This is a genomic window from Pseudodesulfovibrio sp. zrk46, assembly GCF_012516435.1.
In the GTDB taxonomy this organism is placed as follows: Bacteria; Desulfobacterota; Desulfovibrionia; order Desulfovibrionales; family Desulfovibrionaceae; genus Pseudodesulfovibrio.
Map to the genome: position 1 here is coordinate 3,204,716 of NZ_CP051216.1, position 12,242 is coordinate 3,216,957.

The 12,242-nt window shown below is 45.6% G+C and carries 9 protein-coding genes; 4 read left to right on the top strand and 5 right to left on the bottom strand.

Annotation, left to right across the window (positions count from 1 at the left end; all coding sequences use genetic code 11):
• Window positions 1-144 precede the first annotated feature (144 nt).
• Window positions 145-1,506 (bottom strand): L-serine ammonia-lyase, encoded by a 1,362-nt coding sequence (locus HFN16_RS14445; protein WP_168892375.1) that lies wholly within the window; start codon window positions 1,504-1,506, stop codon window positions 145-147.
• 188 nt (window positions 1,507-1,694) lie between these two features.
• On the opposite strand from HFN16_RS14445, the gene HFN16_RS14450 reads away from it, so the two are divergent.
• Window positions 1,695-2,147: a superoxide dismutase, Ni gene (locus tag HFN16_RS14450; protein ID WP_168891432.1), complete on the top strand. Its 453-nt coding sequence runs from the start codon at window positions 1,695-1,697 to the stop codon at window positions 2,145-2,147.
• A gap of 73 nt (window positions 2,148-2,220) precedes the next feature.
• Here the strand turns inward: HFN16_RS14450 and HFN16_RS14455 are convergent, their stop codons facing one another.
• From HFN16_RS14455 to HFN16_RS14465, 3 genes are read right to left on the bottom strand one after another with little or no spacing between them, the layout of a single operon-like run.
• A complete protein-coding gene (locus HFN16_RS14455) occupies window positions 2,221-5,346 on the bottom strand; it encodes an efflux RND transporter permease subunit (RefSeq protein WP_168891433.1) in 3,126 nt (1,041 codons plus the stop codon).
• Window positions 5,343-6,386 (bottom strand): efflux RND transporter periplasmic adaptor subunit, encoded by a 1,044-nt coding sequence (locus HFN16_RS14460; protein WP_168891434.1) that lies wholly within the window; start codon window positions 6,384-6,386, stop codon window positions 5,343-5,345. The genes HFN16_RS14455 and HFN16_RS14460 overlap by 4 nt, the downstream gene beginning before the upstream one ends.
• Complete coding sequence (locus tag HFN16_RS14465; RefSeq protein WP_168891435.1) at window positions 6,376-7,008, bottom strand: TetR/AcrR family transcriptional regulator; 633 nt, start codon at window positions 7,006-7,008, stop codon at window positions 6,376-6,378. The genes HFN16_RS14460 and HFN16_RS14465 overlap by 11 nt, the downstream gene beginning before the upstream one ends.
• Window positions 7,009-7,283: 275 nt before the next feature.
• On the opposite strand from HFN16_RS14465, the gene HFN16_RS14470 reads away from it, so the two are divergent.
• From HFN16_RS14470 to HFN16_RS14480, 3 genes are all read left to right on the top strand, one after another.
• Entirely contained in the window at window positions 7,284-8,063 is a 780-nt protein-coding gene (locus tag HFN16_RS14470; protein ID WP_168891436.1) for a response regulator transcription factor, read from the top strand.
• A 10-nt stretch (window positions 8,064-8,073) separates the two neighbouring features.
• Window positions 8,074-9,774, top strand: a complete 1,701-nt coding sequence (locus HFN16_RS14475) for a sensor histidine kinase (protein WP_168891437.1) — start codon at window positions 8,074-8,076, stop codon at window positions 9,772-9,774.
• Window positions 9,775-9,911: 137 nt separating this feature from the next.
• Window positions 9,912-11,333 carry a carbon starvation protein A gene (locus tag HFN16_RS14480; RefSeq protein WP_168891438.1) on the top strand — a complete coding sequence of 474 codons (1,422 nt, stop codon included), beginning with the start codon at window positions 9,912-9,914 and terminating at the stop codon, window positions 11,331-11,333.
• Window positions 11,334-11,411: 78 nt separating this feature from the next.
• On the opposite strand, the gene thiM is transcribed toward HFN16_RS14480, so the two are convergent.
• On the bottom strand, window positions 11,412-12,212 hold the full coding sequence (thiM, locus tag HFN16_RS14485; RefSeq protein WP_168891439.1) for a hydroxyethylthiazole kinase: 801 nt from the start codon (window positions 12,210-12,212) through the stop codon (window positions 11,412-11,414).
• Window positions 12,213-12,242: the final 30 nt, after the last annotated feature.

The following is a 12,242-nucleotide window of genomic DNA, read 5'->3' on the forward strand; positions in this document are numbered from 1 at the left end:
AGGACCAAAAGTGTCCCTAGCAAAATATCGGGGCTTCGGCAATCATTATTCAACGATATGCAGGTCGTCCTGAATGATATTCTGTCAATATTGTGATTTTAAGGCTGTTTTGGATTATTCAGTATCTCCGAGCAGTTGACTGTACTAACAGTCTGCGACCGACACAGCTAGACCAGCAAGGGATGTTTCTTTGTAGTTTCTGGACATATCCTTGCCTGTTTGAGCCATTGCCTGAATGACTTTGTCCAAATCTACCTTTTGATAGGACTCATCTAAAGTGGAAGCGATGACGTATGCATTATATGCTTTTACAGCTCCCATGGCATTACGTTCGATGCAGGGGATTTGAACGTAGCCGCCCACAGGGTCGCATGTTAATCCCAAGTGGTGTTCTATGGCTATTTCTGCCGCATTTTCAGTTACCTGAAAACGATAACCGCGAGCGTATGCCATAAAGGCTGCAGCCATTGCTGAGGCTACTCCTACTTCTCCTTGGCAACCTACTTCTGCACCTGAAATGGATGCGTTATGTTTGCAAAGAAAGCCTATTGCGCAGGCTGCGAGCAATCCTTCACGTATTTCATCTTGTAGTGCGCCCATGTGGCGTTTTAGCATGAAAAGTAATGCTGGGATGACACCAGCGGCTCCACATGTTGGCGCTGTAACTACACAGTGGCCGGATGCGTTTTCTTCGGAAGCAGCTAATGCGTATGCGTTGATAGCTTTAAGAAACCCAGGACCTTGAAAATATTCCTTTTTAGCACGTTCATACATCACTGGGGCTTTGCGCTGTAAGCCAATGGGACCAGGTAAAATGCCGGTTGTTTGGATACCTAATTCTACAGCACGCTCCATCGTTTCAATGACATGGTCGAGATCTGTATAAATCTCATCTTTCGTCATTCCTGTCATGGACATCTCATTGGCAAGAATCAGTTCATGCAATCGCATTTCATTTGCCCGAAGGTGGTCTTTGAGTTGGGCCATAGATTTATAAGGAAATTGAGGTTCTCCGCGTTCAGGCTCTTCCCAGCCTTGCCAACGAAGGAAACCACCACCCACAGAGAAATACATTCGTTCTAAAAGGATTTCGTCACCAGCTTTGTAGCGAAAGATCATTGTGTTGCTGTGCGGATAATCATGCTGCACTGCGTCCATTATAATATCGCCGGGATGATAGGTGATAACTTTTCCGTGTATGTCCAATTCGAACGGGGCATCCTTATCGTCAAATTGGCTCAATATGTCGGGTTGGCATGAATCGGGCAGGAAACCAATCATACCTGACATGATAGCTCGAGGTGTGCCGTGGCCTTCGCCTGTCGCGGAGAGTGAGCCAAATAGACGTATTTCTAGGTCCTCGCCTTTAAGCCTAATATTGTCGGGGAGTTCGCGAATACGGTCCATAAAATCGTAACCGGCTCTCATTGGGCCGATGGTGTGAGAGCTAGATGGACCAGGACCAATTTTAAGAAGTTCGAATATGGAAGTTCTTACTGGAGGCATGTTTTTCTCGTAGTTTTTTGTTTTGCGCACAGTGCTCTGAAAACATACGCTAAAATGGATAAGAGGAGAAGTTGTTTTCCGAATGTATAGACGCAAAGATCTTGGTGGAGTATGTTTGGTATAAAATTTGGTCTTGTCTCGTTGATTTGCAATCATCATAAATACGATGTCACGAGGGAGGTGGCAATATGAAAAAGATGTATTCTATTATGATAGCTTTTGGGTTGACACTGGTTCTTGCAATTCCGCGCGTTATGGCTCACTGCCAAGTTCCTTGTGGTATTTATGATGATAACGCACGCGTTGCATCAATGCTGGAAGACGCAATCACCATCAAAAAAGCTGTTAGTCTTTTGAATGAATTGAATAGTAAGTCCGATGTGCAGTCTAGGCAGCAGTTCGTTCGGTGGGTCAATACTAAGGAACAACATGCTCAAAAGATAATCAGCACTATTAGTGATTACTTTTTGACCCAGCGAGTCAAGGCTAATCAAGATGACTACGTGCAACGTCTCAAGGATCACCATGCTGTTATTGTGGGCGCTATGAAGGCCAAGCAAAATGCTACGGATGACGTTGCTTCTAATCTGGAAGAAGCGATTAAGCTGTTGCTCAAGTATTATCCAGAGCATAAGCATTAGTTTGGGATAATTAATATAAATAAAAAAGGGTTTGTGGAGAAACCACAAACCCTTTACTTATTAGCTCATATTTTTAGATGGTTTGTCGTTGACCATCTTTCGATTTGCGTTCTTCGGCTTTGAGCTTCCGGCTTTCTTTAAGAGAGCAGAGGCAAGGAACTACCACCAGCGTTAAGATAGTCGAGATCGCTAGCCCGAAAATGACCGCTACGGCCATTGGGCCCCACCATTGCGATGTTTCACTGCCGGTGTCTAAGCGGAAGTTAATAAAATCAAAGCTTACTCCAGTGGCCATAGGAATAAGCCCTAGGACGGTTGTTATAGCAGTAAGCAGCACTGGCCGAAAGCGGGTCAGTCCCGCCTCTACTATGGCATCCCGGTAAGCCATACCTTGACGCATCAGTTGTTCATAGTAATCGATGAGCACAATAGCGTTATTAACCACCACGCCAGCCAAGCTGAGAACACCGACACCAGTCATGATAACACCAAATGCTGTACCTGTGACCAAGAGACCGAGCATGACACCGCCTAGTGACAGGATGACAGCCGTTAAGATTATGAATGGTGTTGTTGTGGAGTTGAACTGAGTTACCAATACTAGGAAGATCAGAAAGAGAGCTGTAGCAAAAGCTTTAGAAAGGAATTCAGAGGCTGCCTGTTGCTCTTCTTGTTCTCCTGTAAACTGGTAGCTGTAACCTCTCGGGAAATCAAAGCTCGTTAGTTTTGTTTCGATGTCAGCGATGACTTCTTCCGCAAGCCTTCCTGATACATCGGCGGATAGGGTGACAACGCGTTTTTGGTCTATGCGGTTGATACCGCCTAGGCCGCCGCCCAGAGATATGTCACATAGTGAAGTGATAGGGACAGGCTCCCCTTTAGGGCCTGATACCGTGATTCGTTTGATATCATCCAGTGAGTCGCGGCTTTCTTTGGGAAGTTTGGCAACGATGTCGTACTCATCTTTGCCTTCCCGGTAGACACCAACTTTGTACCCGTTGATGGCTGTTTTGACCGCTTGAGCGATGGTGTTTGCATCCAAGCCAAGCAAGGCTGCTTTCTCTTTGTCTACATCAACACGGATCTCCGGTTTGGCTGCTACGTAATTGTCTTTGAGGTCTACCAGTCCAGGAACATCCTTGATTGCGCGTTTGATGGAAGCTGCAAGTTTACCGAGGTGACGTAAGTCGCGACCGTATATCTCGAGGTTGATTGCCTTACCAGTGGGGGGACCCATCTTTTCAGCTTCTGCCTGGATTTCAACTCCACGAATTGCATTGCGCAACCTGTCACGAATTTCGTTAGTGATTTCTGAAGAAGGTCGAGAGCGTTCTTGAATATCCAGAAAGTCAAGCTTTACGAGGGAGTAGTGGGTGCCGATTTCATCACTAGCTCCAGATTCTCCAGTGTTGGCGATAACGTATTTGATGTCAGGATAATCCTTGGCAACTTCTTCTACAATACGAACATATTTGTCCGATGCATCCAGGTTTGTGCCAATTGGGGCCTTGATCTTGACGTCCGCACGTTTTGGTTCGGTGGCTGGTAAAAATTCTACTCCCTTACCGAATATGCTGAAACTTAAGATGGAGAGCATTAGGAATGCCACAGACATTCCCAGAACTTTGAATCGATTGTTTAAAGACCATTCAAGAATGGGGCGGTATGCTGACTTGATGGATTCCATCATACGGTCAACCATGCTTGGTTTTGCACCATTCTTTTGATTTGGGATTCCCTGAAATTTTGCAGATAGGACCGGGTTGATAACCAATGCAACGAAAAGTGAGGCAACAAGGGCGATAATGACTGTAACGGGTAGGTAGCTCATAAATTCACCCATGATACCAGGCCAAAAAACCATCGGAAAAAAAGCACCAATTGTGGTCAGTGTTGAGGCAATTACAGGCCAAGCTACTTCATCTGTTGCATCCTGCGCGGCTTGTAGGCGAGTTTTTCCCATGTGCATATGTCGGTATATGTTTTCGACCACCACAATGCCGTTGTCTACGAGCATGCCTAGGGCTAAAATCAAAGAGAAGAGAACTACCATGTTCAGGGTATATGCAAAGATATCCAGTACCGTGAAAGTGATGAGCATGGATAAGGGGATTGCCAGAGACACAAATAGTGCAGATCGGCCGCCTATGAATGCGAAGACCACGATCAGCACAAGCAGCAGGCCTGTGATGATGTTGTTTTGAAGGTCCGCGACCATCAGTCTAATGTCTTCTGATTGGTCAGAGGTTACATTGATAGTCAAGGTGGGAGGCAGAATTTCCTGTTCCTCTTTGATAATACGCTTGATGCTATCGGTTATCTCGATAATGTTTTCACCGGCGCGTTTTTTCACTTGTATAGTGACTGACCGTACGCCGTTGATACGGCTTTTAGATGTAGGGTCTTTATAGTGATCACGGATCGTCGCTATGTCACGCAAGTAAATTGGGCGACCGTCGTTTTCATAAACAATGATGTTGTTAATTTCGTCGGGATGCTTAAAGTCTTCGGGGACACGTACCAAGTACTTGGCCTGTCCGATTTCTACTGAACCGCCGGGAGTATTGACGTTGGCGTTTTTTACTGACCCAAGCAAGTTGGAGAGTGGGATATTATAGAAAGCCACGCGATCCATATCAAATTCAACATGAATCTCACGTTCTAAGCCTCCAATAATCACGGCGTCCAAAACTCCCTGTACTGATTCAAACCGATCCTCCAAGTCTTCTGCAAAAACCTTGAGGCGTTTGAGGGAGAATGGCCCTGACAGTACTACGTTGATGATAGGTTGTTCGGAGAGGTTTACCTCGTTGATAATGGGTTCGTCTGGAAGGTCATTCGGCAGGTCGGGTTTGGCCTGATCAACTTTGTCACGTACCTTTTGAAGGGCGTCGTCGATATCAACGTTAGGAGTGAATTCTACTTTAATGATGGATACACCATCATCGGATATTGAAGAAATTTCCTTCGTGTCGGACAATCCTTTGAGTTTGCGCTCAATGGGCATAGTTACTAGCGTTTCCATATCTTCTGGAGCAACGCCTTCAAAATTGGTGGTCACGAAAATATAAGGAATTGTGATATCCGGGTCAGATTCACGAGGCAGTCCGATGTAACTGACTATGCCTGAAATGATGATGAACACCAGTAGCACCATGACAGTGGACTGGCGTTTCAAGGCAGCTGTGTTGATGATCATTGAGAAACCACCTTCATGCCGTCTTCGACCATATTGTGTCCGGCTACGATGAGGCTATCTCCTGTATTGAGTCCTGATAAAATTTGGGCGCGATCGCCTTCGATAATGCCAAGTTCAACGCTACGAGCACGTGCTTGTCCATTTTCTTCAACATAGACGAGGCGCTCTCCTCCTTGGTTGATTATAGCGTAAAGAGGGGCCGTGATGGCTTGATCCAATGCTCTTCGTAGGAGTGAAACTCGTCCGAGCATTCCAGCTCGGATAGTATTGTCTGGGTTGTCAGTAAGTACACGTACTTCAAATGTTTTAGAGGCTCGGTCTGCTTTGAAGGAAACAAACTCTACGACGCCTTTCCAGGTGCGGCCAGGGATAGCATCAACGGTAACAGCTACTTCCTGGCCTTTGTGGATATATGGGATATCCATTTCTGGCACGTTAATGGTGGTTCGAATGACAGATGGGTTAACGATATCTACCACCATATCGCCTACATTTAGACGCTCTCCACGATCCACGTAGCGTTTGTTGATGACACCGGATATTGGCGCACGCACCACACCATATTGTACATTTACCATCATTTCTTTGAGGGATGCTTCTGTACGCTCAAGCTCTGCTTCCATTTGATCAAACTCTTCTTGAGCCAGAACTCCCTTTTTAAGAAGCTCCTTTCTCCGTCGGAGTTGCTCCGCAGCAAGTTTTTTAGAAGCTTTAACCTGATTGAAACGAGCATCACTCGAGGCAGCGTCCAAGCGGGCTATAAGTGCGCCTTTTTTTACCCAGTCGCCTTCTTTCACTCCCAACCATATGACAGTGCCTGAACTTTCTGATGATACACAGACATCATCGTCGGGTTCAGTTTCTCCGGGGAGGGTAAGATAGTCATTTAAGGCAATTGGTTTAATTGTTAGTGTCTCGACGTTGATTGCCTTCTCGGTGGTAGGGATAGTTGTCGTAGCTTCAGATTCAGTCTCACTGCATCCGGCTATGACTGCTAACATAAACAATATGAGTGCTGTTGGAAGAGTTTTATTTATCATTGTAGTTCTCTCTTATTGCCTTGAGGCCACCCATGACGAACGACGTCAGAAAGTCTGTCATGTATTCAAGGTCTTCTTTCGTTTGGAGGCGAGTTCGTGGATCGTGTATATTAATTATAAAATGATGTGTTGTGGCTGCATTAGCTACTATGCATGCCTGCTCAAAAGCCTTGTCATCAACTGGGCCAACAATGTCTCGTATCACAGGATGTAATAAATCTTCTTCTAAGTCTTTATAGCATTCGAATACATCTGGGTCGTGATCTTCAGATGACAATTCACGAAGTAGTATGCGTGTTCTCTGTAAATGTATTCCTGAGGGGTCATTAAATGCGCATAAACTAGCCATATCTGATTTGATGAATACGCGAATCTTACCCTCAGCATCCTTTTGCTCTTCAATTTCTTTGCGGAGTTGTTTTTCTTCCGCAAACTCCATCATCCATTTCTTAAGAACCTCGTTGTAGAGCTTTTTCTTGTCTCCAAAGTGGTAATTCACAGCAGCTACGTTAGCATTAGCAGCTGTGCAAATGTCACGTATTGTTGTGTTCTCAAAACCTTTTTGGCAAAATACATCACTAGAGGCGTTTAATATCCTAGCCCTTGTCGATCCGTCAGACATGGCGTCTCCGATAGATAAATATTCGATTGAAACAGTGTTTGAATCAATGTGTACGCACTGCTCCTGAGGTGGTCAAGGAATAAATCAAACAGTGTTTCAATTGACGTTTTAGGTGGCTTGAATATTAAACAGTAATAAAAGTTTATGTTTATGTTTATGTTGAGCCGATCACTGTTGAAAAAAAGAAAATGGAACATAGCAGTTGCTTTGCTATTAATCTTGCCAAGCAGGGCGAGGTGCTTACAATGCGGAGACACCATCTATGAGGAATGAAGATGAGTAAAACGATACGCACCATACTAGTCGATGACGAACTCCCTGCTCAGGATGAGTTGAGCTACTTGTTATCAAGCCACTCAGATGTTGAAATTATTAACACGGTAGATAACGCTACTGATGCAGTTGATTTAATAGTAGAGCATCGTCCTGACCTTGTCTTTTTGGATATTCAAATGCCAGGGCAAAATGGTTTTCATGTTCTTAAGGAACTTATGGCTCTTAAATCACGGCCGCTCGTTATCTTTGTTACCGCATTTGATGAGTATGCCATTCGTGCATTTGAGGAAAATGCTGTGGATTATATTCTCAAACCAGTTGATAAAAAACGGTTGGCCTCTAGTCTCGATAGAGTGCGAAAACTGCTTAAGCCGGACGAAGTAGAAGATTCAGGTGAGGTGCTTCGTAAACTGTTAGCAGATGTCGGCATTAAACCTGGTGTTACTCGTATCAGTGTTGAAAGTTCTGGACGCAACATCCTACTAAATCCTAGAGAAATCGTTTATTTTGATTACGTCGATCGGCGAGTTCAAGCAGGCACCCGTGACGATGTTTTTCGATGTGCTGCAGAACTAACGTTGGACAAACTGGAAGAACGATTGACGGCATTCTCTTTTTTTCGCGTCAATAGGTCTCAACTGGTTAATCTCGCAATGGTAAGATCTTACGCTCCATGGTTCAATGGTAAGTATGTATTGACTATGAACGATGGAAAAGAAACCGAAATAACGGTCAGTAAGGCACGAGTAAAAGATTTTAAGACCCTCATGGAATTGTAGGGAGTGTGCCGTGGATGCATATAATATCCTTTTGACCTTGGCTGAGCGATTCGGCCTCATGGTTGGCGTGATTCTTCTGTTTATGACTATCACACCCATGCAGCGAGTTCAGTTTGTTAGTGGCGACTCTCGTGCCCGAACACTTTTAATTACGATTTTATTTGGTTTGTTTGGCATACTCGGGACATATACCGGTAACGCCGTCTTTGATTCAGTTGCCAACCTTCGGGCCATGGTGGTTATTTCCGGTGGCTTGTTTGGTGGTCCCGTGGTCGGGATAGGTGCCGGTTTAATTGCCGGAGCGCACCGAATCGTAATGGACGTTCACGGGTTTAGCGCTTGGCCGTGTGGCATTGCAACTTCACTAGAAGGTTTCGCTGCAGGGCTGATTGGTATGTACCTTAGAGATAAAGCCATGAATTGGCGTATTGCTGCTGGTTTGGCCTTAGTTGGTGAGTCGTTGCATATGGCACTGATTCTTATCCTTTCTAGGCCAATGACTGACGCTGTTGAGCTAGTGAAACTCATAGCTCCGCCTATGTTGCTGATCAACTCAGTGGGAGCTGCGCTTTTTGTTGAAGTAATAAACATCTTCTCTCGTGATCGCGAGAGGCGTGAATCACTTCATGCTCAGCTTATTTTGGATATTGCCAATATGGCCGTAAGCTATTTGAGGATGGGGTTAGATAGAGCGTCTGCTGAGGCGACGGCTGAAATCATCCATCGTCGAATGGATGTTGCCGCTGTGGCAATAACAGACACCAAGGATGTGTTGGCACATATTGGTGCTGGCGAAGACCATCATTTGGCTGGAAAGCCGATTCTTACTGAGGCCACAAGAAGAGTGATCAGCTCTGGAAAGTCTACTTATCTTTTAAGTGCTGACGCAATTGGGTGTCATCATGAAGATTGCCCCATGACTTCTGCTATTATCGTTCCTCTGAAAAAAAATGATGAAATAGTAGGAACACTTAAATTCTACGGTAGTCATTTGAAACCGCTAAACACTACTCTGTATGAAGTAGCCAAAGGGTTAGCTAATTTATTTTCTACGCAGGTTGAGCTTGAGGATATTCAGATTAAAGAACAGATGTTGGCTCATGCTGAAATTCGTCGTTTACATGCACAAATCAATCCTCATTTCCTGTTTAATTCATTGAACACCATTACCTCTTTTTGTCGCACTAATTCGGAGAAAGTCCGTGAGTTACTTATGGACTTATCATTTTACATGCGGCGAAACCTCGATTTGAGTCGTGGTTTTATCCCACTAAGTGACGAGTTGGAGCAGGTGAGGTCTTATCTTGCTATTGAACAAGCCCGTTTCGGCCAACGTGTTCGAGTGGAGATGGATATTGATGAGAATTGTGAGTCTTGGCCAATACCACCTCTCATTGTGCAGCCATTAGTGGAAAATGCAATTCGTCATGGTATCCTTGGTCGAAAACAGGGAGGTACCGTGACTATTCGTGCCATCTGTGAGGATGATTCTTTGCGAGTCTCGGTTGCCGATGACGGAGTGGGGATGGATGAGGCGACTTTGGAGCGAGTGTTAAACCGTGAGTGCCTTGGGTCCCGTCAAGATGGTATTGGTATGCGTAATTGCTTGAGCCGTATGGAGCACATTTATGGTTCCGACTTTGCCCCTCATGTAGAGAGTGCACCGGGGGCAGGAACTACAATTGTGCTTCGTGTGCCTGATCAAACCTAATTCTTTCAAACATAATTTTTGTCATTTCAGTCTCAAGAAAGGGTGATTCAGACAGAAGTCGTAGAATTGAAATCATGAGATCCTCTAGGAGAGAAAGCACGCCGTAAGGCTGTCTAATTTTTCTAGGAGGAATTTTCATGTTTTTCTTTTTCGGTTGTATTGCCGCTCTCGTTATAGGTTATTTCACCTACGGTAAATTCGTGGACAAGGTTTTTGCTCCAGACGCCAATCGAGTCACTCCGGCCATCGCTTTAGAGGACGGGATTGACTACATGCCTATGCCCAAATGGAAACTGATCTTTATTCAGGTTCTGGACATTGCGGGTATCGGTCCTATCTTTGGCCCCATCTTGGGCGCATTATACGGCCCGGCTGCTATGGTTTGGATTGTCATCGGCTGCATCTTCGCTGGTGCCGTACATGACTATTTCAGCGGTATGCTCTCCGTGCGCAACAATGGTGCATCTATCCCGGAAGTTGTCGGCGAATATCTTGGTATGTCTGCCCGTCAGGTTATGCGCGTATTCTCTTTTGTGCTCCTTATGCTTGTAGGTGTGGTCTTCGTTCTCAGTCCGGCTAAGCTGCTCAATGGCTTAACCGGGATCGACACTGGCATCTTGGTCGCTTGCATCTTCGGTTACTACTTCCTTGCAACCATCCTGCCCATCGACAAGATCATTGGCCGTATCTACCCGCTGCTCGGAGCACTGCTGTTGACTATGACCGTCTCCCTGGTTGTAGCCATGCTTTTCGGTGGCTATGAGTTGTTGCCGAACCTGGATATCATGAACAATGTTCATCCTGGCGATAAGCCTATTTGGCCGTTGCTCTTTATCACTTTGTCTTGTGGTGCCATCTCTGGCTTCCATTCCACTCAGTCTCCGCTGATGGCGCGTTGCGTTACTAATGAGCGTCAGGGACGATCTGTATTCTACGGTGCGATGATCATTGAAGGTATTATTGGGTTGATCTGGTGCACTGTTGGTCTTTCTTTCTATAATTCGCCGGAAGCTCTTTCCGCGGTTATTGCAGCTGGCTCTCCCTCTGCTGTTGTAGCTGAAGTGTCTAATACACTCCTTGGCCCCATCGGAGGTGCTTTAGCCATCGCTGCGGTTATCGTACTGCCTATTACCAGCGGCGATACTGCATTCCGTTCCACCCGTCTGATAGTGTCTGAGACATTTAAGGTCGAACAGAGTGCCGTTGCCAAGCGTTTGATGATTGCCGTACCTCTGTTTGTACTGGGTTATATTATTTCCACCCAGAACTTCTCTACCATTTGGCGTTACTTCGGTTTCTCCAATCAGTGCCTCAGCGCGCTTGTCCTGTGGACGGCTGCTGCCTACCTGGCTCAGAGAGATAAGCTTCATTGGATTGCTACTATTCCGGCGACCTTCATGACTGCTGTTGTCATTACATTTATTAGTAACGCAAAGATTGGTTTTGGTTTGGATTACGGCACTGCTGTGATTGCAGGTGCCGTGGGGGCTTTTGTGGCTCTCGCCATCTTTGTTTTCAAGTACGTCGTAAATGGCAAGCCAGCCGCCGAGTCAGCCTAACCGCAAAGGCGACATTGCATAAACGTGAAAGGCCCGCTCCAAATGGAGCGGGCCTTTCTATTTGATACAAATCAAAGATTACATTGAAAGGTTGATTTTCATTTCGATTTCTTCACGGGAAATATTGAATAGCTTATCGACGATGCCAATTTGGAGTGAACCAGGCCCGTTGGACGATTCAGCAGCAATTTCTCCTGCAATTCCCAAGATAGCCATGCAGGAGGTAAGGGCATCGACCTTGTCTTTAACGACAGCTGCAAAAGCACCAGCTAGGGCTGTGGCTGTACACCCCAGCCCTGTGATGCGAGGCATCATTGAGTGCCCGTTTCCGACGAATAAACTTCTATTTCCGTCGGTGATCAAATCTACGGCACCACTAACACAGACAGTGCAATTATATTGCTTTGCTAGTTCAATGGCAGAAGAACTCGCTTCAGTCGTACCATGGAGACTGTCTACACCTTTTGTTGCTCTACTTTGTCCGGCAAGGGCCATTATTTCAGAAGCATTCCCACGAATAATGTCGGGAGAAGAGGTCGTAAGAAGTTTGTTGCAGACTTTATTTCGGTAACTGGAAGCCCCAGCCCCAACGGGATCAAAGATTAAGGGTTTACCCATAGTATTGGCGCACTGGCCGGCAAGATAAAGAGCCTCAGGTAGTGTGTCTGCAGGAATGCCCATGTTTACGACAACAGCAGAGGAAATGGTTACCAAGTCTTCAATCTCTGCGACTTGGTGTGACATAATGGGCGATGCTCCCACGGCCAGTAGAGCATTGGCATTGAGATTAGCTGCTACATAGTTCGTTACAGATAGAATCAAAGGTCCGGACTTTCGGACGGCTTCTAGTGCATTCCAGATAAAGTCGAGTTCGTTCATGACAGATTCCTGTTATGTAAATAAAATGGA